This window comes from Candidatus Pelagibacter sp. PS_34 (assembly GCF_059417845.1).
Genome location: NZ_CM182068.1, coordinates 899,987 through 921,922, shown reverse-complemented (window position 1 = coordinate 921,922; position 21,936 = coordinate 899,987). Strand labels below are relative to the sequence as shown.

Sequence of the window (21,936 nt, the reverse complement as noted above, 5' to 3'; positions counted from 1 at the left end):
TTGGTTATGAGCGATAAAGATAAAGTTATTATATTTGATACTACGATGCGAGATGGTGAACAGTCACCTGGTGCATCAATGAGTATTGAAGAAAAAATTCAAATTGCAAGAATTTTTGATGAATTAGGCATAGATGTAATTGAAGCTGGTTTTCCAATTGCATCCCCTGGTGACTTTGAGGCTGTAACTGCAATAAGTAAAATTCTAAAAAATTCTATTCCATGTGGATTATCAAGAGCTAGTAAAAAGGATATAGATGCATGTCATGAAGCATTAAAAGCTTCACCAAGATTTAGAATTCATACTTTTATTTCCACAAGTCCACTACACATGAAGCACAAATTAAATAAAACTCCAGAACAAGTTTTGGATGCAATAAAAGAAAGTGTAACTTATGCAAGAAATTTAACAGATGATGTTGAGTGGTCTTGTGAAGATGGAACTAGAACAGACATGGATTTTATGTGTAAGATAGTTGAGACAGCAATCAGCAGTGGAGCCAAAACAATAAATATTCCTGACACTGTTGGTTATACAATTCCATCAGAATTTACTAAAATTATCACAACTTTGAAAAACAAAGTTCCAAATATAGATAAAGCTATTTTATCTGTTCACTGTCATAACGATTTAGGATTAGCAGTTGCAAATTCTTTGGCTGGAGTTCAGGCTGGTGCAAGACAAGTTGAATGTACAATTAATGGTATTGGTGAAAGAGCAGGTAATGCTGCACTTGAAGAAATTGTAATGGCGATAAGAACAAGAAATGATTTAATGCCTTTTACAACAGGAATTAAAACTGAATTATTAAGCAAAGCTTCAAAAGTTGTCTCTAATGCAACGTTTCCAGTTCAATTTAATAAGGCAATTGTTGGAAAAAATGCTTTTGCTCATGAAGCAGGTATTCATCAAGATGGAATGCTTAAAAATAGAGAAACCTATGAAATTATGACTCCTGAAAGTGTAGGAGTTAAAAAAACATCTCTTGTTATGGGTAAACATTCGGGGCGACATGCTTTTAAAGAAAAATTAAATGATCTTGGTTATGCAGATGTAACTGATGACGTAATCCAATCTGCTTTTGGTAAATTTAAAGTTTTAGCTGACAAGAAAAAACATGTTTATGATGATGATATTATGGCCTTAGTTGATGATAGTTTAATTTCAGACAATAAAATTAATGCAATAAATTTAAAGTCTTTAAAAGTTTTTGCAGGAACAGGTGAACCTCAAAAAGCAGAAATGACACTTGACGTTTATGGAGAAGTAAAATCAACATCAGAAACAGGTGATGGTCCTGTAGATGCTATTTTTAAATGTATAAAAGTTTTATATCCACACGACGTTAAATTACAACTTTATCAAGTACATGCGGTTACTGAGGGAACAGACGCTCAAGCTACAGTAAGTGTTAGAATTGAAGAAGAAGGCAAAACTACAGTTGGACAAGCTGCGGATACTGACACATTAGTAGCGTCAGCTAATGCTTATTTAAGTGCTTTAAATAAAATGATTATTAAAAGAAAAAAAACTGTTCCAATGGAGCATGAAACTCAGAAAGTGAAGGGAATATAAGATGGCTAATTGGTTTAAAAGTATAACTAACGTTTGGAGTCAAGATATGGCGATTGATCTTGGAACCGCTAATACACTTGTTGTTTTAAAAGGACAAGGAGTAGTTTTAAATGAACCCTCTGTAGTAGCCATTGCTGAGAATATGGGAAAAAAAACTGTGTTAGCTGTAGGTGATGAAGCAAAGACGATGCTTGGAAGAACACCTGGTAACATTAGTGCTATTAGACCTTTGAGAGACGGAGTGATTGCAGACTTTATAGTTACCGAGGAAATGATTAAACATTTTATAAAAAAAGTTCACAAAAATAAAACTTTTGCAAACCCAAGAATTTTAATTTGTGTTCCAACAGGGTCAACACCCGTTGAAAGAAAAGCCATTCAAGATAGTGCGTTAGCGGCGGGGGCCAGAAGAGTTCAGTTAATTGAAGAACCTATTGCTGCAGCAATTGGTGCAGGTCTACCAATCTCAGAAGCAACTGGATCAATGGTTGTTGATATTGGTGGAGGTACTACGGAAATAGCTGTTATGTCACTGGGAGGTCTTGTTTATTCTAAATCTTTAAGAGTTGCTGGAGATGCAATGGATACGGCTTTAGTAAATTATATGAGAAAAGAATACAATTTAATGATTGGAGATAGTACTGCTGAAAAAATAAAAAAAGAAATTGGTACTGCTATTCCGTCAAACAGTAATACTTATGCAGTTAAAGGTAGAGATTTAAGATCAGGAACACCTAAAGAAGTAAATATTACTGAAGAAGATACAGCAGAAGCTTTAAATGATATTTTAAAAGAAATGGTAAATGGGATAAAAGATGCTCTGGAAAATACTCCTCCTGAATTATCTGCTGATTTAGTGGATATGGGTTTAACGTTAACAGGTGGTGGGGCTTTATTAAAAAATATTGATAAAAGATTCTCAAAAGAAACTGGATTGCCAGTTTTTATAGCAGATGATCCTTTAGCATGTGTTGCAATTGGGACAGGAAAAGCGCTAGATCAAGAAGAAACATTCTCTACTATGTTATCTGAGTATTAGAAATAATGGAAACAAGCAGAGATGATTTTGTAATTGCATTAAGATCTGCTTTTTTAAAAAAAGGAACACAGCAAAGGTTCTCATTATTAAGTTTAATATTCTTTTCTATAGTTTTTTTAATTTTGGGCAGTTTTAACTTTAAAATTATAAACTATGTAAAAATAGGCATTAAGGAAGTAGTTTATAGATCGTCTTTTATAGTTTCTGTGCCAGAAAATTTATTAAAAGATAGTTATCTTACAATCCAAAATCACAAAAAACTTTATAAGGAAAATGAAAAAATTAAGTCTGAACTAGAGATTTTAAAAGCCAAAGATTTATTAAATGAATTTATAATTTCAGAAAACCAAAGATTAAAAAATATTGTTGATGATTATTTGGTTAAATCAGACACTATAATTGCTAAAGTTTTAAGTGATAAAAGTAGTCCATACTTAAGATCAATCATCATTAACAAAGGCAGTAAACATAAAATAAACCTTGGAATGGTTGTAATAGATGGTGAATATCTTGTTGGAAAAATTGTTGAGGTTAACTATTCATCATCTAGGGTATTATTACTTTCAGATTTGAATAGTAAAATTCCAGTCATAGTAGAGCCGAACACAGTATTTTCTATACTTTCAGGGACGGGTAAAGATTATGGGAAAATTCAGTATAGCAAAAAATATGAGGATATCAAAAATGAGTCCGTTATTTACACTTCGGGAGCAGGTAGTTTATTCAAGGCTGGAATACCTATAGGAAGAATGAATATTAATAACTTGAGTGATGAAAAAAAAGTAGATTTTTTTTCAGATTTTTCTCAATTAAAATTTGTAAAAGTTGTTTCATTTAAAAAAAGTGAGAACAAATGACAGGGTTAAGAAATAAAAATTTTATTAGAATAATATTATTAAATGTACCCTTAATTTTACTTTTCGTATCTGTTTTAAATGATTATGATTTTAATTATTTAGGTTTAAAATATTTTTCATTTAATTTTTCTTACATTTTAATTTTTTACTACAGTCTAAAAAAAACTGAAAGTTTAGGATATACCTATATTTTTATTGCAGGTTTGTTTAACGATGTTGTGATAGGAACTCCAATTGGATTAAGCAGTTTAATGTATTTAATACTTTGTGGAGCAGCATCCTATCTTAGAAATATTACTTTAAGACCAAGTTTACTAAAAGATGGTATATTTTTTCTTTTAACAATTTTAATTATAAATTCATTATTGTTTTTATCTTTAAAATTTATTTTTAATTATGAGTTAAATTATTTTGAACAAATAATAAATATTACATTTACTTTTTTGTTTTATTTTTTATTTTCAAATTTATTTAATTTTTTTGAAAATTATGTAGTGAGAAATAATAATGCTGGGTGAAGATTTTGGTGTAAAAAAAGTTCAAACTATTAATAGAAGAATGTTCATTATTGGTGTTGCCAAGTTAGTTGTATTTACTGGAATAATTACTCGATTATTTTCATTACAAATTACAGAGAATAAAAAATATTTAACTCTATCTGACAAAAATAGGTTACGTGAGTGGAGATTACCTCCAATTAGAGGTGAGTTTTTAGATTATTTTGGAAATATTATTGCTGGAAATTTAAAAGTGTATCAATTGCACGTAATTCCAGAGGAAGTAGAAAACTTTAAATATTTGATGGTAAGGTTAAAAGATATTTTATCAATAACTAATAGTGATTTTAAAAAAATAATAGACCAAAAAAATAAACAAAAACCCTGGGAAACTATAATCATTTCTAAAAATTTAACATGGGAGCAGTTTACAAAAATAAATTATTACTTACACGATTTAGTAGGAGCCAAACCAGTTCTATCTGTATCACGAAACTATCCCTTTAATGAAAGTTATACACATGTTTTGGGCTATGTTAGTGAAGCAAGTGAAAAAGATATTCTAAATAATGAAATTATAAGAAGCACACATGTACCAGGACTCAAAGTAGGAAAAAATGGTTTAGAAAAAACTTTTGAAGATGAATTAATTGGTACGAATGGTATCCAAAGGTATGAAGTTAATGCCTATGGAAAAAGAATTAGCCAACTTGATTATACCGATGGATTAAATGGCAAAACAATTAAACTCACTGTAGATACAGAAATTCAAAAGTTTTGTAATGAGCTTTTAAAAGGTGTAGCTGGCTCAATAAGTGTAATGGATATCTATACGGGTGAAATAGTTGCTATGCAATCTTCACCGTCATTTGACCCTAATTTATTTCTTTTTGGAATTAATCAAGATGATTGGCAGTTAATTAGAAATAATCCATTAAAACCATTAGTTAATAAAACTTTATCTGGTTTGTATTCACCAGGCTCAACATTCAAACCAATGGTAGCTTTATCAGCACTAGAAAATAAAATTATTGATGAAAATTTCAAAGTTAACTGTACAGGAAAAATTGAAATGTATGGTCAAACTTATCATTGTTGGAAAAAAAAAGGACATGGCATTGTAGATTTAAAGAGCGCAATGAAACAGTCTTGTGATACATATTTTTATGAGATTGCGAGAAAACTTGGTGTGGATCGATTAAAAGAAACATCTATAAAATTTGGCCTTGGTGAAAAAGTTTTAAATGAAACATTTAGTATTGAGAAAAAAGGGTTAATTCCTGACACTAAATGGAAAAAAAATAATTTAGGAAAAGGTTGGGTTATAGGTGAAACATTAATCACAGGTATTGGACAGGGCTATACTCAAACAACACCTCTACAATTATGCCAAATGACAGCTCAGCTTGCAAATGGAGGATTTAAGATTTATCCAAAAATAATAGTAGATGAGGATAGTAAAACTGCAGAAGAAATTAGATTCATAATGAATAAAAACAAAAAACAATTAAATAAAAAAGACAGTGGATTAAAAAATACAACAGAAGAACTTTTAGAGTTTTTAGATAAAAAAGAACATGAAACTTTATTTAAAAGTTCTAAAAATATAAACTTAGTTCGTGAAGCGATGTTTGCATCTACAAATGAGGTCAGAGGGACTTCTTATAATTCACGTATCGAAGATCCCAAATACCAATTTGCTGGAAAGACAGGAACATCACAGGTTAAAAGAATAACTGAAGCTGCAAGAGAACTAGATTTAAGTACTTCTGAAATTCCATATAATGAGAGGGATCACGCTTTATACATAGCTTTTGGTCCATATAAGAATCCAAGATACGCATTAAGTATTGTTATAGAGCATGGTGGATCAGGAAGCTCGACCGCTGCACCGATTGCAAAAAAACTATTTAAATTAATTGTAGATAGACATGAGCTAAGAGAGAAACAAACTAAACAAAATGATTTAAAAATATAAATGCAATACAACTCATTTAGTACACAAACCACTTTTTTTCAAAAATTAAGAAATTTTGATTACATTTTGTTAATTTGTATTTTATTGCTTGGGTTAATTAGTGCTTTGTCCATGTACTCAACAGATGGGGGGCAAATCTTATTTCATAGTAAAAGTCATATTTCAAAATTTTTAATTTTTTTCACAATGATGATTTTTATGTCATTTTTTAATATTAAATTTTGGCATTACTTTGCTTACTTTTTTTATATTGTAGTTTTATTTTTTCTAGTCTGGGCTTCTTTATATGGCATTAAAGCTTCAGGATCACAAAGATGGATCAATTTATATTTTATCAATTTACAGCCATCTGAATTAATGAAAATTGCAATAATAGTATGCCTTGCTAAATATTATCACCGTATACAATTGAATAAAGTTAATAGTTTTCAAGTTATGTTTGTTGCTTTGGTAATTTTAATTTTACCAATCATGCTTGTTATTACTCAACCTGATTTGGGAACTTCAATTTTAATTGCTTTAAGTGGATTAGTTGTCATATGGCTTGCAGGAATTAATATTAAATATTTTGTTTATTCATTTATAACTTTATTAATTTCAATGCCTTTTGCCATTGCTTTTTTACAACCTTATCAAAAGCTTAGAATTTTGACTTTTCTTAATCCAGATAGGGATCCTCTAGGTGCAGGTTACCAAATTATTCAATCTAAAATAGCAGTTGGATCTGGAGGTTTAATTGGTAAAGGTTTTTTAAAAGGAACTCAAAGTTATTTAGAATTTTTACCAGAAAAACATACAGATTTCATTTTCACTTTATTTGCTGAGGAGCATGGTTTTTTAGGTTCTCTAGTTTTATTGTTAATTTATATAATCATTATTTATAGAGTATTAAGAATTGGTGCAATCTCGAGGAGTTATTTCGCTAAACTTTTTTGCTACGGCTATGGGTCTGCAATATTTTTTTATGTAACAGTAAATATGTCAATGGTTTTAGGTTTACTTCCTATCGTTGGGTCTCCTTTGCCAATTATGTCATATGGAGGGTCTTCAATGCTTGCAACCATGATTGGATTTGCAATTGTCATGAGTGCTAAAATTAATCATAAACAGCTAATAGCGTAAGTATTTTAATGTTTTACTTGTCGAATTTGTCGCGAGAATATTTAATTTTAAGAATTATATAAAGTGTCATGGAAAAAAATTTAAAAATTGGAATTGTTGGTGCTGGTATACAAGGTATTTCGAATGCTTTATTTTTACAAAAAAAAGGTTTTAGTGTAACAATTTTTGATAGAGATGAACCAGGAAGTCCTGCTGCATCCTACGGTAATGCAGGTCACTTTTCTCCATATGCATCTGTTCCTATAAATAGACCTGATGTATTAACTGATGTCCCTGCAATGCTTTTAAGTTCTACAGGTCCACTTGCTTTAAAATGGAACTATGTTCCAAAAATGATGCCTTGGTTTTTACAATTTATAAGAAACTGTACTACAAAAAGAATGATGCATACCGCTAAAAATATGCATCAAATTTTAGATTTAGCATTACCTGCTTATGATGAATTATTTGATGAAGTAGAGCTTGGAGGATTGGTTGAAAAAAAAGGTATTTTATATATTTGGAACGATCAAAGTTTAAAAAGCAGAGAACTAGAGATTAAAGTTAGAAATGAACTGGGGGTTGATCAACAAGTAATTACTCCAAAAGAAATTCATGACTTAGAACCGAATATAAAACCTATCTATCATGGAGGTGTTTATTATCAATATGGTAGACATGCGAGAAACCCTAAGAAAATTCTTTTAAAACTCTATGATCTGTTTTTGAAAAAAGGTGGCAAGTTTTTAAAAATGAATATCAAAGACATAAATTTTAATGATGAAAAGCCAGTTATAAAAGCTGAAATGCAAAGCTTTTTATTTGATAAAATTGTTATTGCCTGTGGTTCATTTTCAAAAAAATTAACAGATAATTTAGATGAAAAAATACCTCTAGATACTGAAAGAGGGTATCATGTGCATTTTAAAAATTGCGATCATCTTTTAAGTAGACCGGTAATTTTCCAAAATAGAGGATTTGGTATTACACCCATGGAACAGGGACTTAGAGTTGTAGGTACAGTTGAATTTGGTGGATTAGACAACCCATTATCAAAATCAAGAGTTAAAAATTTAATTAATAATGCAAAATACATGATGGGTGATTTACCCGAACATGAAGATGAGTGGCTTGGTTTTAGACCTACATTACCAGACTACTTGCCTGTAATAGGACCTTCAAAAAAATATAAAAATGTTTTTTATTGCTTTGGTCATCATCATTTAGGATGGACATTAGGACCTATTTCAGGGAAAATAATCTCTGGAATGATTGCTGAAGAAAATACAAACTTAGATTTAAAGCCATATAGCTCTCTTAGGTTTAGCTAAGTGATAAATAAAAATAATGTTGCTTATATTTTTTTATTTTTAGCAGCTTTATTTTGGTCAGGAAATTTTTTAGTTGGAAAATTTGCTAGTCAATATCAAGTACCTCCATTTTCATTAAATTTTTATAGATGGCTTTTTGCTTGGTTGATCTTAGCTCCATTTACAATTCAAGAACTATTTAACAAAAGAAGTTATATTTTAGAAAATTATAAATATTATACAATTCTTGGAATAACGAGCGTCACCATCTTTAATTCAATTGTCTATTATTCTTTAAACTTTACGCAAGTAATCAGTGGAGTGTTGATGATATCAACAATACCAGTGATGATCATTTTCATTTCTTCAATTTTAAAAATTGAAAAAACTAATACTTTTCAAATAATGGGCGTTACATGTTCTTTTATTGGAGTTGTTTTAATTATAACCAAAGCAAATCTTGGAATATTAATGAATTTAGACTTTAACAAGGGTGATATCACGATGGTTTTTGGAATGCTTTCTTGGGCTACTTATTCAGCTCTTTTAAAGAAAAAAAAACACGAACTATCTCAACTAGGTTTACTAGAAGTAGTAATTTCATTTGGCTTTATTTTTTTAATACCAATTTACTTTATAGAGTATCAAATGGGCTTTAGAATTGTTTTAAATCAAAACTTTTACATGATTTTATTTTATGTAGTTCTATTTCCAGGTCTTGCTTCTTTTATTTTTTGGATAAAGGGAGTTGCTTTAATTGGTGCTAACAGAGCAGGTGTTTTTTTACATATGATGCCTATTTTAAGTGCAATTATGGCAATGATTATTTTTAATGAAAAATTTATGTTTTATCATATGTTGGGCGCAATATTTATTTTAACAGGAATTCTTTTATCAAACAGAAAGATTAAAAATGCTTAAAGTTGCTATCTTAGATGATTACCAAAACGTGTCTCACGAATTTGTTGATTTAAAAAAATTATCTGGCAAATATGAATTTAAAATATTCAGTGAACCCTTTGAAGATGAAGCAGATGCCATAGAGCAATTATCAGACTTTGAAGCATTATTGATAATGAGAGAGCGAACTCCTATTACTAAAAATTTAATCGATAATTTAAACGACCTTAAATATATCATCACAAGTGGTTCAAGAAATAAAGCAATAGACTTAGCTGCTGCTAAAAAGAGAAAAGTTACTGTGTGTGGAACAGACATTGATTTTGCAGGCACAACAGAATTAACCTGGGGTTTAATCTTAGGGTTAGCTAGAAATTTTAAAGAAGAAATTGACAATATGTACCAAGGTTACTGGCAAACCACTATTGGGTTTGAGCTTAAAGGAAAGATTTTGGGGTTAGTTGGACTTGGAAGAGTTGGTTCACAAGTTGCTAAAATTGCTAAAGCTTTTGGCATGGAAGTTATGGCTTGGAGTGAAAATTTAAACTTGGATACTTGTAAAGAACTTGGTGTTCTTCCATGTAGTAAAGAAGATTTATTTCAAAATTCTGATTTTTTATCAATCCATGTTCAAGGTGGAGAAAGATATAAAGAGTTAATAAAACTAAAAGAGTTAGATTCAATGAAAAAAACTGCTTTTTTAATTAATACATCTAGAGGATCAATTATTAATGAAGATGATTTAATTATAGCATTATCAACCAATGTTATTGCTGGAGCAGGACTTGATGTTTATGAAAAAGAACCTCTGCCAGAAGGTAACAAACTAAGATTTTTACCAAATGCATTATTAATGCCACATGTTGGCTATGTAACAGCAGAAAATTATAGTATATTTTATACACAGATGATTGAAGGATTAGAGGCATGTGTTGCAGGTAAACCCTTAAGAATATTAGAATAAACCATGACAAAAAAAATTAACAAAGACCTTACAGCTGAACAAAAATTAGTTCTATTTGAAGATGGTACAGAAGCGCCTGGTACAAGTGAATTAAATCACGAGAAGAGAGAAGGAAGCTATCATTGTGCTAATTGTGGTGAAAAATTATTTGACTCAAATGCCAAATATGAAAGTGGTTCAGGTTGGCCTTCATTTTATCAACCGTTACCGGATGCATTTGAAACTAAAACAGATACTCTATTAGGTTATGAGCGGGTAGAATATCATTGTAAAAAATGTGGTGGACATCATGGTCATATCTTTGAAGATGGACCTAAACCAACTGGTAAAAGATATTGTAATAATGGTGTTTGTCTGACTTTTAAACCTAAAAACTAGTTTATTTTAAAAGTTCTAGTAATTTATTTTCTTTTTCAAGAGCTCTAACATCATCGTAACCACCAATATGATTATCATCAAAAAAGATTTGTGGAATAGTTCTTTTTCCATTAGCTTTAGTAATCATTTCATCCATTGCTCCATCTACTGTTGCAATATTAATTTCTTTATATTCAACGTTGTTTCTAGCTAATAATCTTTTTGCTGCATCACAAAAATTACAAAGTGGACCTGTATAAATAGTTACATTTTTCATATCTTATAAATAATCATTCTTTTTAATTTTACTAGTAATTTCTTTTCTAGAGTATTCAAATTTTTTTCTATGTTTAATACTTTTTTGATTAACTCTTTTTCTCCACAATCTAAAAGAAACAGGCTTTATAGAACGCCTCATAATCTTGATTACTTCACCTTCTGTCTTTCCAGTTTTTTGCTCTATTTCTTCAAAGGTAATCCGGTCAGCCCAAGCAGCCCAGATGATCCATTCAGGATCTGATACATGAGGCTCTGGATTTTTAACCCTAGTTATAGGGGTGTGACCTTTTTTTTTCATAAATACCTTATATTTGAAAAAAATGGTTAATGCATTTTATTTCAGCTCATGATATTATCATTTCTAAGATAGTCCTATTTAGCCATCTTTAGCTCCCGGTTTTATTTAGGACTATCCAAACAACAAAATGCTTCCCTTAAATTATTTTCTTTTTTTACAGATTATTTTATTTTTATTTATCACTCCTGGCACACCTAGAATTGTAATCATTTCGTATTCCATGAATTATGGTGTTCAAAAATGTATCTGGACAGCTCTTGGAGATGTTACAGCAAATATTATTCAAGCCACTTTAGTAATTTTTGTTTTAGGATCTTTTTTTGTCGATAATCCAAACTTTCTAAATACTTTTAAGTGGATTGGTATAGCTTACTTACTTTATCTTGCTTATGATATTTATAATTCAAGACCAAAAGATATAAATTCAAATAATATTTCGTCAAAAAGCTTTTTTTCTTTTTTTAAAGATGGTTTTTTAGTTGCAGGAACAAGTCCAAAAGCTTGGATGTTTTTTCCTTTAATATTCCCACAGTTTATAGATTTTAATTCAAATTATATTGTCCAATTTATAATTTTAATTACAACATATGCAGTTTTAGATTTTTTATCTTTAATTGCTTATGCTGTTCTTGCTAGAAAATTAATTGTTTGGATAAAAGCAAACCCAAAAGTTATTAATACAATTTCAGCGTGTGTATTGATATTAATCGCTTTAATCATAGCATTTATTCAAAACTATTAGGTCACACTTTTGTCTTAAGGACTTGCGTGTAATTACATTTAAGGGTTAAATATTTATTTAAATTTAAAAACTAATAGAGGGAAATAAAAATGAAAATCAGAAATATAATTATTACTTTAGTTTCTGCAATTGCTCTTTTAATTTCAACTTCAACAATATCTTTCGCGAAGGTTGTTGGGGATAAAATTATTTTAGGTGCAGCTATTTCATTGACTGGAAAATACTCATCAAATGGTGTTCATACTCAAAACGGCTATAACTTAGCAGTTGACAGAATAAATGACATGGGTGGTATTAAGGTTGGTGGAAAAACTTACAAGTTTGAAATCATTTATTACGATGACGAGTCAAACTCTGGAAGGGCAGCACAACTTGCAGAAAGATTAATCCAACAAGATGGTGTTCAATACATGCTTGGACCTTATAGTTCAGGTTTGACTAAAGCTATGGCTCCTGTAACTGAAAAATATGGTATTCCTATGGTTGAAGCAAACGGCGCGTCTAGATCGTTATTCACTAAGGGTTATAAATATTTATTTGCAGTACTAGCTCCTGCGAACTTATATCTTGATGTAGCAATTGATCTTGCAGTTGAAAAAAACGGTGGAAAACCAGTTAAGATTGCAATGGCATTTGAACAAGATGCTTTCTCTCAAGATGTGAGATTAGGTATTCTTGATGCTGCTAAAAGAACAGGTTCTAAAATCATCATTGATGATAAGTTACCGAAAGAACTTAATGATATGGCTGCTACTTTATCTAAAGTAAAAGCTGTAAAACCAGATGTTCTTGTAGTTTCAGGTCACACAAAAGGAGCTTTAACAGCTGTTAGACAAATTTCAGAAATGAAAGTTGATGTTCCTATGTTAGCAATGACTCACTGTGATGCTGCTAAATTATCTAAGATGCATGGTAAAGCTTCTGAGTATGCACTTTGTGCTTCTCAATGGCACAAATCTCTATCTTACAAAGATAACTTCTTTAAAGATGGTTTGACTTATGATGCAGACTTTACTAAAGCATTTGGTTATGCACCGCCATACCAAGCTGCAGAGTCGTCAGCTGCTTTATTAGTATTTAAAGATGCATTCGAAAGAGCACAATCATTTGACACTAAAAAAGTTAGAGACGCATTAGCTGCAACTGATATGCAAACTTTTTATGGGAACATAAAATTTGCAGAAGGTGGGCAGAACGTATCAAAACCAATGGTACTTTTCCAAGTATCATGTAACGATGATGGTAGTAAGTGTGAAAACAAAGTTGTTGCTCCTACAAAATGGGCATCAGCTGAGTTGGTACACCCAATTCCATCTTGGTCAAAAAGATAATACCTAATATGTAAAATGCTCCCTAGAAATAGGGGGCATTTTTTTATAAACATTTAAATAATTTATGGATTTTCTAATTTTTCAAGCACCAATACTAATGGTCCAAGCCTCAATGGATGGAATACTTCTAGGTATTTTATTTGCATTAATTGCTTATGGAATGGCTCTGCAGTGGGGAGTAATGAATATAATAAACATTGCTCAAGGAGAATTAGTAATTATGGGTGGTTACATTGCTTACTTTATGTATCTCTCAGGAATTCATCCAGCCTTTGGTATAATTGTATCTCCAATTGTAATGTATTGTGTTGGATGGGGAATGTACAAGCTGGTTATTAATAAAGTGGTAGATAAAGATTTATTTACATCAATTCTTGCAACTTTTGGAATTAGTATTTTAGCACAACAGTTAATGAATTTTGCATTTGGTGCAGACGTAGTTGTTGCTCAATCAGATTTTGGAACAACAATGTTATTTAACGATATGGTTACAATTCCTAATGCTAAGTTATTTTCAGGAGCTGTTTGTGTCATATCTGCATTTATTTTGGTGATTTATATGAGAAAATCAAAATTAGGTAGAGCAATTAGAGCAACCGCACAAAATGCAAGAGCTGCTAAAATTTTAGGTGTAGATACAGAAAAAGTTTATGCTGCAACATTTGGAATAAATGCAGCACTATGTGGAATAGCAGGAGCTTGTGTTGCGATCACATTTACACTTCATCCATACACAGGATTGCCTTACACGGTAAGATCATTCATGATTGTAATCATTGCTGGACTTGGAAATTTACCAGCTGTTGCAATATCTGGTATGGGTCTTGGTATATTTGAAGAATGGGCAGATTATCTGCTTGGAACAGAATTTAGAATAGCAGCTGTATTCTCGTTACTCGTATTAATTCTTGTTTACAGAAGATTTAAATTATCAAGAAAAAGAGAATATCTAAAATAATGAATAAAAATACTCTTTTATACGCGGGTCTAATAATTTTTGGCTTAGCTGGTGCGTTTATATTTCCTGCTTACAAACTTCAGATGTCGTTTCTTTATATTTTAATCGTTCTTGCGATGACTTGGGACGTTCAAGGTGGGCAAATGGGATACAATACATTTGGAAATATTTTATTTTTTGGAGTTGGAATGTATGTTGCTTCAAGTACACAAATAGCAATGTTTTTTTCATTAGCTGAGTGGACGGATGCTGGTGGAGAAAAAACTTTTGTTCATACAGTTCCACAATTTTTTCAAGGGTTTGGAGTTGGAATATTGTTAGCAGGAATTATTCCAACAATAATTGCAGGAGTAATTGGTTATGGAATTTTAGGTTTAAGAGGGCATTACTTTGCAATTTGTACTTTAGCTTTAGGAATTGCTGCTGGCGAAATTGCAGGTGGAATTGAAATTATTGGAGCAGGACAAGGTATGACGGTTCCTGTTTGGCCAAAAGATTTAGGATCTAACGCATCATCATCACAGTTTATGTACTATTTAAGTTTTGGTTTAGCAGTTATAACTTTTATTACTTTAAAGTGGGCCTACAGTACAAGATTTGGATTAGTTTTAAATGCAATAAGAGATAACGAAGATAAAGCTGAAGCAATGGGCATTCACACTATGAGGTATAAAATTATAGGTTGGATGGTATCAGCGTTCTTTGTTGGAATTGCAGGAGGACTAATGGGTCATATTAATGGTTACATTGAACCTAATGAAATTGCATTTGCTGGACCTACATTTGGAGTGTTTATGGTGTTAATGGCAATTCTTGGTGGTAAAGGAACTTTATGGGGACCACTAGTTGGTGCTGTTTTATTTCATTTATTTAAAGAAGGATTTTGGACTTACTTTTTAGGATGGCAGTATGTAGCTCTTGGAGTTTTAATTATTGTAATCGTTGTTTATTTTCCTGAAGGTTTAATGGGATGGTTAAGAGAGAAATATCCTGAAAGATTTGGAGAAGTAATTGATGAAGCTGACCGAAAAGCACAGGTAGAATTAAAATAATGGCTATATTAGATATATCAAATGTAAGTAAATCTTTTGGCGGTGTTAAAGCCAACGTAGATATCTCTATGTCAGTTGAGCAAGGTTCAATAGTTGGATTAATTGGGCCAAATGGTTCTGGAAAAACTACTTTATTTAACTCAATAGTTGGAACTTATCCAATTGATGGGGGTTCAATTAAATTTAACAACAGAGAAGTCTCTGAGTTACCAGTACCTGTTATTGCTAAACTTGGATTACTTAGAACTTTTCAACAAACCCGAATTTATGGAAAATTAAACTGTATTCAAAATATGCTAATCAGCCACAAACCTGAAAATGATGGAATTTTAACAGTTTTCCAAAAAATACCTTCAGGTTTAACTGATAAAGCAGAAACATTATTAAAGTTTGTAGGACTTCATCAAAAAAGAAAACTTAGAGCAGGAGATCTTTCTTTTGGTCAGCAAAAATTATTAGAACTAGCAATGGCATTAATGAATGAGCCCAAAATGCTCTTGTTAGATGAGCCAACAGCTGGAATTAATCCAACATTAATTAATGGAATTATTGATCGTTTAATTAGTGTTAATAAAGATTATGGGATTACCCTGTTAGTTATAGAGCATAATATGAAAGTAGTTATGAATTTAGCACAAAGAGTTTTTTGTTTAGCACATGGTCAAATGTTGGCAAACGGAACTCCAGATGAAATTAAAAATGATAAGCGTGTGCTAGACGCTTACTTGGGAGCACAATAATGTCAAATCAATATGATGTATTAGGAAAAGCACCAGGACCTGAAGAATTAAAAAAACTATCTCCAGACAATAACCATGTAACGATTAAAAATTTATCTGCTGGTTATGGTAAGATGGAAATTCTACATGATTTTGATTTGTGTGTAAGTAAAGCTCAATCTCTATGTTTAATTGGTCCAAATGGTGCTGGAAAATCTACAATTCTTCACTCTATTTATGGATTTACAAATATCTTTTCAGGGCAAATAGAAATTGATGGTAAAGAAATTACGCATCTAACCCCAGCAGAAAAACTTAAGTCGTGTGGAATAGCATATATCTTACAAGATAATTCAGTCTTTCCAGATATGACGGTTGAAGAAAATTTACTAATGGGTGGTTATACTAAAGAAAACACAGACGAATCTTATCAAGAAGCTGAAAGAATTTTTGAAAAATATGAAAGATTAAGAAACAGAAGAAACCAACCAGCAAAAGTTTTATCTGGTGGTGAAAGAAGACTATTAGAAATTTCTAGAGCACTAGTTATGAAACCTTCTGTATTACTTGTTGATGAACCTTCAATTGGTTTAGAACCGAGATATATAGATATGGTTTTTGAAATATTAAGAGACCTTCAACAAACAGAAAAGAAAACTATTATCCTAGTGGAACAAAATGCTAAAAAAGGATTAGAGTTTGCTGATATAGGTTATGTTTTAGTATCAGGACAAACTGCTATTGCTGGCAAAGGGGACGATTTATTAAAAAATCCTGACGTTGGTAGATTATTCCTTGGTGGTTAATGATTAATAAAGAATTTTTCTTTAAAGGTTTCAAATCTATTTTAGCTCCAGATAGCCCAGCCCTTGCACTTGGATGCTGTTTTATAGCAATTGGGGCACTTCTTAAAAATTTAGGATTTAATATTCAAGAAAGTATTTTTTCAACGATGCTTACTTATGCTTTGCCTGGATCATTAGTTATGGCAGAGTCGTTATTAGTTGGAGCTTCATTATTAAATATTTTTTTAGCTGTTTGGTTTGTTAATGCTCGTCTTTATCCAATGGCTGTTTCTTTATTTCCATTAATGATGCACAAAAGCCAACCAAAATGGAAATATTACTTTTCATGTCATTTTATAGCAGTATCTGCATGGCTAATTATGAAAAGTAATTACAAAAGTATTGAAAAAAAACATAGAATTGATTTTTGGATTGGAATTGGTTGTGCTACGTGGACTACAGCAGTAATAGGAACTTTTATAGGATTTTATGCATCTGATTATTTGGATAAGAATATGATGATGGGCTTAGCAATTTTAAACCCAATTTATTTTTTATGCATGATGGTTGGGGCAATGAAAACTATTCAAATTACAGTTGCAGTAATTTTAGGTCTGATATTAGGACCAATTTTTTATTTTCTATCTCCCGAGTGGTCAATTTTATTGGGAGGACTTGTTGGTGGAACAATTGCTTATTTTATAGGAGAGCTAAATGTCAACTAGTGTATTTCTTGCAATCTTAGTCACGTCCCTTGCAACTTTCTCTTCAAGGTTTTTAGGTGCAATTTCTTCACAAGGAATAAAAGAAACTTCAAAATTATTTAAATGGTTTAATTGTCTTGCTTATTCAACTCTAGCCGCATTAATAGCAAGAACAATTATTTTTCCAGTAGGCGTTTTGTCTGATGCTAGTTATTTAAGTAGAGTTGCTGTAGTTTTATTTTGTTTATTCATATTTTTTATTTCAAAAAAAAATTTTGTTTATCCAACTGTTATTTCTGCTATTATGATGGCACTACTGGGTAATTATCTCTAATGGAAAATATCTCTGGAATATCAATAACCGAACATCAAAATTCAAAAAGAATAATTGATATTAGAATTGAAGATGAAATTTTAGATAAATTAATATTTCCATTCAATAAGTTTGATATTACTGCTTTAGAGTACAAACCATTTACTCGATTTACTATTGCTAAAAGTTTAGATGATTTAACTTCTAATAAATTAAGTAAACTACTTAATTCAATAATAAGAGATAGAGAAACAGGTTGTTTTATAATTGGACCAAAAAATGTAAGTGCAAAAATTAATGATATCTTTTTAGTAAAGCTATCAACGGCAATTGCCTATTTAATTGGCAATCCAAACTATGATGCCATGGCTGGAAAATATTATGCAAGATTTTTTGTAAAGCATGAAGATAAAAGTGACTCGTACTTAAGAAAAGCTTACACAAATATGGATCTCCATACAGATGGGACATATGTTAAAGAGATCACAGATTGGCTTTTGATGACTAAAATTGAAGAACAAAATGTCCAAGGAGGAGAAACAGCAATGTTGCATCTTGATGACTGGGAACATTGCGAGGATTTATTTAATGACCCCATTGGACAACAAAACTTTGTATGGGGATCTCCTAAAAGTAAAAATATAGAATATAAAGTTGAACATCCAGTTTTCACAACAGATGATAACGGTAAGCCAAATATTTCTTATATTGATCAATTTCCTGAACCAAAAAATATGGATCAAGGAATTTTTTTACAAAAATTATCAGACGCTTTAGAGGAGAGTAAGAATAAGGTAATCACTAAATTAGCACCGGGATCAACCATTGTGGCTAATAATTATTTTTGGCTACATGGAAGAAAACCTTTTAAGGAAAACAAAGAACTAAGTAGAGAGTTATTAAGAATCAGGGGCTCTTTTTTCAGTTAAAATTGAAAATTGCATGTAATTTGTTCAATTAATGATTGAATATTAACTTTATCTATTCAAATTAATTTTATTTATTAATAAGGCTTAATTTATAAGAGTTTTTTGTTGTAAAAATACAACATAATATTAATTTTTTTTTTATTTATAAAAAAAATTCCTAATTAAATAGAATTATTGTATATGTACAGTCTTATTAGCTAATATTAAAATTAAAAGAAGGAAATAAAATGAAAAAATTTACGATTATTGCAACAAGCATTATGCTTTTAGCATTTGCAAATGTTAATGCAGTTGAAAAAAGAATTGGACTAGCAGCTGGTCTTACAAATGTTGAGGGTGATGGTACTGAAACATTGAAAGACTCAGGCAAAAAAGCCTCAAAAACTGTTGATGATACTACTGTTATCCCATCAATCTTTTTGGAATTAGCAGGAGACAATGGATTTGGATTGGGTATAGAGCATGTTCCTGGGTCAGCAGATATTGGAACTGGATCAAGATCAGATGATGATGCGGAAACAAGTGGTGGTAACAAAGCATCAGCTGAAATTGATGGTCTTACTTCTTTGTATGCGATTAAAACATTTGATAATGGATTATTCTTAAAAGCAGGAATAACTCAAACTGATGTTGTAACAAAAGAAACGTTAAATACTGGATCAACTTACGGAAATAAATCAGTAGACGGCAAACTTATTGGAGTTGGTATTCACAAGGTTCGTGATACTGGAGTTTTCTTTAGAGCATCTGCAGAGTACACAGCTTATGACACAATTACATTGACTTCAGGCGTTGCTGATGCAGTTACTGGAACAACAAACAAAGTTGATGCTGATGTAGACACAATGGCGTTAAAAATTTCTATTGGTAAAGCATTTTAATTATTTACGAATAAAAAATAAAATTATAAAGCCCCATTAATGGGGCTTTTTTTTTGCACGTTATATAAAAAATTACTGCTATATTTACAAAATGAAATTAGGTTTTATTGGAAGTGGAAAAATAGCATCATCAGTAATTAATGGTATTTGTAGTTCAAAAATATCATTCACTAAAATTCATATATCTGCTCGAAATAAAAAAATAGCAAATCAGCTTCAGAAAAAATTCAAAAAAGTAGTAATTACAAAAGATAATCAAAAAATAGTGGACAATTGTGATTGGGTTTTTTTATCCATTACTCCAACAGTAGGAGAGAGAATTATTAAAGATCTTAATTTTAGACCTACTCAAACAATCATTAGTTTTATATCAACAATCACTTTATCAGAATTAAAAAAAGCAATTAAAGTAAAAGCAAAAATAGTTAGAGCCATACCATTACCGCCCATATCTTTAAAAAAAGGACCTGTTCCCATTTGTCCACCCAATAAAAAAGTAAAAAATTTTTTCAATAAAATTGGCACAACAATTGAAATTAAAAATGAAAAATCTTCAATAAATTTTTGGTCAACTTCTGGAATGATGGCACCCTTTTATGAATTACTAAGAGTAATGACAGACTGGTTAGTGAAAAGAGGAGTTAAACGAGATAATGCTCAAAAATATATAACATCTTTATTTTTAGCATTATCAGAAGATGCGGTTGCAAACTCTAAAAAAGATTTAAAATATTTAGTGAAAGAATCTCAAACACCAAAAGGATTGAATGAGCAAGGAGTTAAAGAGTTAACAAAAGCAGGTTTTTACAAATCTTTAGAAAAGACACTCAACAGTATACACAAAAGATTAAATAAATAAATTTCATGGATCAAGAACAGAATATTTTACAAATTGAAAATCTATCTAAATATTTTGGAGGGTTGGCAGCAGTTTCAGATTGTTCTTTAAAGATTAAAAAAGGATCTATTACAGGTATCATAGGACCTAACGGCTCGGGTAAAACTACCTTATTTAATTTAATTGCTGGCAATTTAAAATCTTCACAAGGAAAAGTATTATTTAATAATGAAGACGTGACCGATGTCCCTTCATATGAATTATTTTCTAAAGGAATTTTAAGAACTTTTCAAATAGCACATGAGTTCACAAATCTTTCAGTGCTTGAAAATTTAATGATGGTTCCTGCGAATCAGTCAGGTGAAAATTTAATGACAGCCTTACTGAAACCAAGTTTAGTTAGAACTGAAGAACTTAAAGTTAAACAAAAAGCTCAAGACGTAGTTGATTTTTTAAATCTGACGCATTTATCAAATGAATTAGCTGGTAACTTATCAGGTGGCCAAAAAAAATTATTAGAACTTGGAAGAACCATGATGGTTGATGCAAAACTAGTATTGCTTGATGAAGTAGGAGCTGGGGTTAATAGAACACTCCTTAAAGATCTAGGGACTGCAATTCTTAAGCTAAATAAGGAAGAAGGTTATACATTCTGTATGATTGAGCATGATATGGAATTTATAAGTAGATTATGTAACCCTGTTATTGTTATGGCAGAAGGTTCAGTTTTATTTGAAGGAACTGCTGAAGAAGCCAAGAAAGATGAAAAAGTTATAGAAAGCTATTTAGGTAGAGGATCAAAATTAAAGGATGAGAACTAATGGCTTTTTTTGAAGGTTTAAAAATGACGGGTGGCTATGGTACTGGACCCGATATCATCAACTCTTGTTCAGTTAATGTAAACAAAGGTGAAATAGTTTCAATTCTTGGACCTAATGGAGCTGGCAAATCAACGGCTATGAAAGCAATGCTAGGACTTTTAAATCTAAAATCAGGCTCAGTTATAATTGATGGTAAAGATATTTCAAAACTTTCACCACAAGATAGGGTGAGAGAAGGTATTTCATTTGTACCACAAACAAAAAATGTATTTTCTGGAATGAGCGTTGAAGAAAATTTAGAGATGGGTGCTTATTTAAGAGATGACAATTATCAAAATATTATAGAAGAAATTTATGAACTATTTCCAATACTTAAAGAAAAAAGAAATCAATTAGTTGGTGAATTATCTGGAGGTCAAAGACAACAAGTAGCTCTTGGAAGGGCATTAATGATAAAACCATCTGTGTTAATGTTAGATGAGCCTACTGCTGGAGTTTCTCCAATAGTAATGGATGAATTATTTGATCATATCATCAAAGTGAAAAGAACTAATGTGGCAATTTTAATGGTTGAGCAAAATGCTAAACAAGCTCTTAATATTTCTGATCGAGGATATGTGTTAGTTACAGGTGAAAATAAATATTCAGGAACAGGTCAAGAATTATTAAATGACCCAAGAGTAAGAAGTTCTTTTTTAGGTGGATAGT

Annotated in this window: 25 protein-coding genes; 23 read left to right on the top strand and 2 right to left on the bottom strand. The window is 30.8% G+C overall.

What is annotated here, in order from left to right; genetic code table 11:
- Positions 1–6: 6 nt before the first annotated feature.
- From AC5SL3_RS04990 to msrB, 10 genes are all read left to right on the top strand, one after another.
- A complete protein-coding gene (locus AC5SL3_RS04990; RefSeq protein ID WP_006997910.1) occupies positions 7–1,575 on the top strand; it encodes a 2-isopropylmalate synthase in 1,569 nt (522 codons plus the stop codon).
- A gap of 1 nt (position 1,576) precedes the next feature.
- Positions 1,577–2,614 carry a rod shape-determining protein gene (locus AC5SL3_RS04985; protein ID WP_494576495.1) on the top strand — a complete coding sequence of 346 codons (1,038 nt, stop codon included), beginning with the start codon at positions 1,577–1,579 and terminating at the stop codon, positions 2,612–2,614.
- A gap of 5 nt (positions 2,615–2,619) precedes the next feature.
- Positions 2,620–3,471, top strand: coding sequence for a rod shape-determining protein MreC (gene mreC / locus AC5SL3_RS04980; RefSeq protein WP_494576493.1), 852 nt, complete (start codon positions 2,620–2,622; stop codon positions 3,469–3,471).
- Positions 3,468–3,989, top strand: a complete 522-nt coding sequence (locus AC5SL3_RS04975) for a rod shape-determining protein MreD (RefSeq protein WP_494576491.1) — start codon at positions 3,468–3,470, stop codon at positions 3,987–3,989. Before mreC ends, AC5SL3_RS04975 begins: the two co-directional genes overlap by 4 nt.
- Entirely contained in the window at positions 3,979–5,946 is a 1,968-nt protein-coding gene (gene mrdA, locus AC5SL3_RS04970) for a penicillin-binding protein 2 (protein WP_494576489.1), read from the top strand. The genes AC5SL3_RS04975 and mrdA overlap by 11 nt, the downstream gene beginning before the upstream one ends.
- Positions 5,947–7,068, top strand: a complete 1,122-nt coding sequence (gene rodA / locus AC5SL3_RS04965) for a rod shape-determining protein RodA (RefSeq protein ID WP_494577729.1) — start codon at positions 5,947–5,949, stop codon at positions 7,066–7,068.
- 68 nt (positions 7,069–7,136) lie between these two features.
- Complete coding sequence (locus AC5SL3_RS04960) at positions 7,137–8,378, top strand: NAD(P)/FAD-dependent oxidoreductase (RefSeq protein WP_494577728.1); 1,242 nt, start codon at positions 7,137–7,139, stop codon at positions 8,376–8,378.
- Positions 8,379–9,278, top strand: a complete 900-nt coding sequence (locus AC5SL3_RS04955) for a DMT family transporter (RefSeq protein ID WP_006997917.1) — start codon at positions 8,379–8,381, stop codon at positions 9,276–9,278.
- Positions 9,271–10,221, top strand: coding sequence for a D-2-hydroxyacid dehydrogenase family protein (locus AC5SL3_RS04950; RefSeq protein ID WP_494577726.1), 951 nt, complete (start codon positions 9,271–9,273; stop codon positions 10,219–10,221). The genes AC5SL3_RS04955 and AC5SL3_RS04950 overlap by 8 nt, the downstream gene beginning before the upstream one ends.
- 3 nt (positions 10,222–10,224) lie before the next feature.
- The gene (gene msrB, locus AC5SL3_RS04945) at positions 10,225–10,599 is read left to right on the top strand and encodes a peptide-methionine (R)-S-oxide reductase MsrB (protein ID WP_494577724.1); all 375 of its coding nucleotides are present in this window, start codon (positions 10,225–10,227) and stop codon (positions 10,597–10,599) included.
- Between the two features lies 1 nt (position 10,600).
- Here msrB and grxC read toward each other — a convergent pair whose 3' ends face one another.
- Positions 10,601–10,855 (bottom strand): glutaredoxin 3, encoded by a 255-nt coding sequence (gene grxC / locus AC5SL3_RS04940; protein WP_006997920.1) that lies wholly within the window; start codon positions 10,853–10,855, stop codon positions 10,601–10,603.
- Positions 10,856–10,858: 3 nt separating this feature from the next.
- The gene (locus tag AC5SL3_RS04935) at positions 10,859–11,155 is read right to left on the bottom strand and encodes a TIGR03643 family protein (RefSeq protein ID WP_006997921.1); all 297 of its coding nucleotides are present in this window, start codon (positions 11,153–11,155) and stop codon (positions 10,859–10,861) included.
- 127 nt (positions 11,156–11,282) lie between these two features.
- Between AC5SL3_RS04935 and AC5SL3_RS04930 the strand changes: the two genes are divergently transcribed.
- The 13 genes from AC5SL3_RS04930 to AC5SL3_RS04870 all read left to right on the top strand — a co-directional run bounded on the left by AC5SL3_RS04930 (position 11,283) and on the right by AC5SL3_RS04870 (position 21,935).
- Positions 11,283–11,897, top strand: coding sequence for a LysE family translocator (locus AC5SL3_RS04930; protein ID WP_006997922.1), 615 nt, complete (start codon positions 11,283–11,285; stop codon positions 11,895–11,897).
- Between the two features lie 89 nt (positions 11,898–11,986).
- Positions 11,987–13,228, top strand: coding sequence for an amino acid ABC transporter substrate-binding protein (locus AC5SL3_RS04925; RefSeq protein ID WP_494577722.1), 1,242 nt, complete (start codon positions 11,987–11,989; stop codon positions 13,226–13,228).
- 64 nt (positions 13,229–13,292) lie between these two features.
- Positions 13,293–14,186, top strand: coding sequence for a branched-chain amino acid ABC transporter permease (locus AC5SL3_RS04920; RefSeq protein WP_027307112.1), 894 nt, complete (start codon positions 13,293–13,295; stop codon positions 14,184–14,186).
- Positions 14,186–15,238: a branched-chain amino acid ABC transporter permease gene (locus tag AC5SL3_RS04915; protein ID WP_020169638.1), complete on the top strand. Its 1,053-nt coding sequence runs from the start codon at positions 14,186–14,188 to the stop codon at positions 15,236–15,238. Before AC5SL3_RS04920 ends, AC5SL3_RS04915 begins: the two co-directional genes overlap by 1 nt.
- Positions 15,238–15,978 (top strand): ABC transporter ATP-binding protein, encoded by a 741-nt coding sequence (locus AC5SL3_RS04910; RefSeq protein ID WP_271766664.1) that lies wholly within the window; start codon positions 15,238–15,240, stop codon positions 15,976–15,978. Before AC5SL3_RS04915 ends, AC5SL3_RS04910 begins: the two co-directional genes overlap by 1 nt.
- Entirely contained in the window at positions 15,978–16,763 is a 786-nt protein-coding gene (locus AC5SL3_RS04905; RefSeq protein ID WP_011282334.1) for an ABC transporter ATP-binding protein, read from the top strand. Before AC5SL3_RS04910 ends, AC5SL3_RS04905 begins: the two co-directional genes overlap by 1 nt.
- On the top strand, positions 16,763–17,467 hold the full coding sequence (locus AC5SL3_RS04900; protein WP_494577721.1) for an AzlC family ABC transporter permease: 705 nt from the start codon (positions 16,763–16,765) through the stop codon (positions 17,465–17,467). Before AC5SL3_RS04905 ends, AC5SL3_RS04900 begins: the two co-directional genes overlap by 1 nt.
- Positions 17,457–17,780, top strand: a complete 324-nt coding sequence (locus AC5SL3_RS04895; RefSeq protein WP_494577719.1) for an AzlD domain-containing protein — start codon at positions 17,457–17,459, stop codon at positions 17,778–17,780. The genes AC5SL3_RS04900 and AC5SL3_RS04895 overlap by 11 nt, the downstream gene beginning before the upstream one ends.
- Positions 17,780–18,688 (top strand): glutarate dioxygenase GlaH, encoded by a 909-nt coding sequence (gene glaH / locus AC5SL3_RS04890; RefSeq protein ID WP_494577717.1) that lies wholly within the window; start codon positions 17,780–17,782, stop codon positions 18,686–18,688. Before AC5SL3_RS04895 ends, glaH begins: the two co-directional genes overlap by 1 nt.
- Positions 18,689–18,915: 227 nt before the next feature.
- Positions 18,916–19,569, top strand: a complete 654-nt coding sequence (locus tag AC5SL3_RS04885; protein ID WP_494577715.1) for a hypothetical protein — start codon at positions 18,916–18,918, stop codon at positions 19,567–19,569.
- 91 nt (positions 19,570–19,660) lie between these two features.
- A complete protein-coding gene (locus tag AC5SL3_RS04880; protein ID WP_494577714.1) occupies positions 19,661–20,428 on the top strand; it encodes a pyrroline-5-carboxylate reductase in 768 nt (255 codons plus the stop codon).
- Positions 20,429–20,433: 5 nt separating this feature from the next.
- Positions 20,434–21,228 (top strand): ABC transporter ATP-binding protein, encoded by a 795-nt coding sequence (locus AC5SL3_RS04875; protein ID WP_494577713.1) that lies wholly within the window; start codon positions 20,434–20,436, stop codon positions 21,226–21,228.
- A complete protein-coding gene (locus AC5SL3_RS04870; RefSeq protein ID WP_494577712.1) occupies positions 21,228–21,935 on the top strand; it encodes an ABC transporter ATP-binding protein in 708 nt (235 codons plus the stop codon). The genes AC5SL3_RS04875 and AC5SL3_RS04870 overlap by 1 nt, the downstream gene beginning before the upstream one ends.
- The last annotated feature ends 1 nt before the right edge of the window (position 21,936 follow it).

Excerpts from the sequence above, each read along its gene's own strand:
- glaH (WP_494577717.1), top strand. The coding sequence starts at position 17,780 with ATGGAAAATATCTCTGGAATATCAATAACCGAACATCAAAATTCAAAA.
- AC5SL3_RS04900 (WP_494577721.1), top strand. The coding sequence starts at position 16,763 with ATGATTAATAAAGAATTTTTCTTTAAAGGTTTCAAATCTATTTTAGCT.
- AC5SL3_RS04950 (WP_494577726.1), top strand. The coding sequence starts at position 9,271 with ATGCTTAAAGTTGCTATCTTAGATGATTACCAAAACGTGTCTCACGAA.
- AC5SL3_RS04935 (WP_006997921.1), bottom strand. The coding sequence starts at position 11,155 with ATGAAAAAAAAAGGTCACACCCCTATAACTAGGGTTAAAAATCCAGAG.
- AC5SL3_RS04905 (WP_011282334.1), top strand. The coding sequence starts at position 15,978 with ATGTCAAATCAATATGATGTATTAGGAAAAGCACCAGGACCTGAAGAA.
- AC5SL3_RS04880 (WP_494577714.1), top strand. The coding sequence starts at position 19,661 with ATGAAATTAGGTTTTATTGGAAGTGGAAAAATAGCATCATCAGTAATT.
- AC5SL3_RS04925 (WP_494577722.1), top strand. The coding sequence starts at position 11,987 with ATGAAAATCAGAAATATAATTATTACTTTAGTTTCTGCAATTGCTCTT.
- AC5SL3_RS04930 (WP_006997922.1), top strand. The coding sequence starts at position 11,283 with ATGCTTCCCTTAAATTATTTTCTTTTTTTACAGATTATTTTATTTTTA.
- AC5SL3_RS04990 (WP_006997910.1), top strand. The coding sequence starts at position 7 with ATGAGCGATAAAGATAAAGTTATTATATTTGATACTACGATGCGAGAT.
- rodA (WP_494577729.1), top strand. The coding sequence starts at position 5,947 with ATGCAATACAACTCATTTAGTACACAAACCACTTTTTTTCAAAAATTA.
- mrdA (WP_494576489.1), top strand. The coding sequence starts at position 3,979 with ATGCTGGGTGAAGATTTTGGTGTAAAAAAAGTTCAAACTATTAATAGA.
- AC5SL3_RS04895 (WP_494577719.1), top strand. The coding sequence starts at position 17,457 with ATGTCAACTAGTGTATTTCTTGCAATCTTAGTCACGTCCCTTGCAACT.
- AC5SL3_RS04875 (WP_494577713.1), top strand. The coding sequence starts at position 20,434 with ATGGATCAAGAACAGAATATTTTACAAATTGAAAATCTATCTAAATAT.
- AC5SL3_RS04985 (WP_494576495.1), top strand. The coding sequence starts at position 1,577 with ATGGCTAATTGGTTTAAAAGTATAACTAACGTTTGGAGTCAAGATATG.
- AC5SL3_RS04975 (WP_494576491.1), top strand. The coding sequence starts at position 3,468 with ATGACAGGGTTAAGAAATAAAAATTTTATTAGAATAATATTATTAAAT.
- AC5SL3_RS04870 (WP_494577712.1), top strand. The coding sequence starts at position 21,228 with ATGGCTTTTTTTGAAGGTTTAAAAATGACGGGTGGCTATGGTACTGGA.
- msrB (WP_494577724.1), top strand. The coding sequence starts at position 10,225 with ATGACAAAAAAAATTAACAAAGACCTTACAGCTGAACAAAAATTAGTT.
- AC5SL3_RS04910 (WP_271766664.1), top strand. The coding sequence starts at position 15,238 with ATGGCTATATTAGATATATCAAATGTAAGTAAATCTTTTGGCGGTGTT.
- AC5SL3_RS04915 (WP_020169638.1), top strand. The coding sequence starts at position 14,186 with ATGAATAAAAATACTCTTTTATACGCGGGTCTAATAATTTTTGGCTTA.
- AC5SL3_RS04885 (WP_494577715.1), top strand. The coding sequence starts at position 18,916 with ATGAAAAAATTTACGATTATTGCAACAAGCATTATGCTTTTAGCATTT.
- AC5SL3_RS04920 (WP_027307112.1), top strand. The coding sequence starts at position 13,293 with ATGGATTTTCTAATTTTTCAAGCACCAATACTAATGGTCCAAGCCTCA.
- AC5SL3_RS04960 (WP_494577728.1), top strand. The coding sequence starts at position 7,137 with ATGGAAAAAAATTTAAAAATTGGAATTGTTGGTGCTGGTATACAAGGT.
- mreC (WP_494576493.1), top strand. The coding sequence starts at position 2,620 with ATGGAAACAAGCAGAGATGATTTTGTAATTGCATTAAGATCTGCTTTT.
- grxC (WP_006997920.1), bottom strand. The coding sequence starts at position 10,855 with ATGAAAAATGTAACTATTTATACAGGTCCACTTTGTAATTTTTGTGAT.